The 837-nt window shown below is 58.8% G+C and carries 1 protein-coding gene; it reads right to left on the bottom strand.

From position 1 onward, the window contains the following. The coding region (locus tag J5224_RS31495) for an aminotransferase class III-fold pyridoxal phosphate-dependent enzyme (RefSeq protein WP_264628917.1) at positions 1 to 837 on the bottom strand (837 nt) is incomplete at both ends.

Below are 837 nucleotides of genomic sequence, written 5' to 3'. Positions count from 1 at the left end.
GTGTTAAGGCTTCTGGCGAGATAATATAGGGCGGCATCACATACAGCAGCTTGCCAAAAGGGCGGATCCACACACCGCGCTCGACAAAAAAGCGCTGCACGCGCGCCACGTTCACCGGACGCGTGGTTTCCAGTACGCCAATCGCGCCTAAAACACGCACGTCTGCCACCAGTGCGGCATCCAGTAATGGCAGTAATTCCGCGTGCAGTTGGCGCTCAATCGCCATTACCTGTGTCTGCCACTCCCCGTCAGCAAGCAACGCCAGACTGGCATTGGCGGCGGCACAGGCCAAAGGGTTAGCCATAAAGGTTGGGCCGTGCATGAAACAACCGGCCTCGCCATTGCTGATGGTGTCTGCGACCTGTCGCGTGGTCAAGGTGGCTGACAGCGTCAGGTATCCTCCGGTCAGCGCTTTACCCAGACAGAGAATGTCGGGGGCGATAGCGGCATGTTCACAGGCAAACAGTTTGCCCGTGCGGCCAAATCCGGTGGCTATTTCGTCGGCTATCAGCAAGATACCGTATCGATCGCACAACGCACGCACGCGTTTAAGGTAAGTGGGGTGGTAGATACGCATCCCGCCCGCGCCTTGAACCACCGGCTCAAGAATAATGGCGGCGATGTCGTGGCTGTGCGTTTCCAGCAGATCGTGGAGCGGTTGGATGTCAGATTCGTGCCACTCGCCATCAAAACGGCTGCGTGGCGCGTCGGCAAAAAGATGAGACGGCAGGTATCCCTGATAGAGGCTGTGCATGGCATTGTGCGGATCGCACACCGTCATCGCGCCAAAGGTGTCGCCATGGTAGCCGGGGCGCAGGGTCAAAAATCGCGCCCGTC

This window comes from Candidatus Symbiopectobacterium sp. NZEC135, from assembly GCF_025962695.1.
This window is presented reverse-complemented; position numbering and strand designations above follow the sequence as displayed.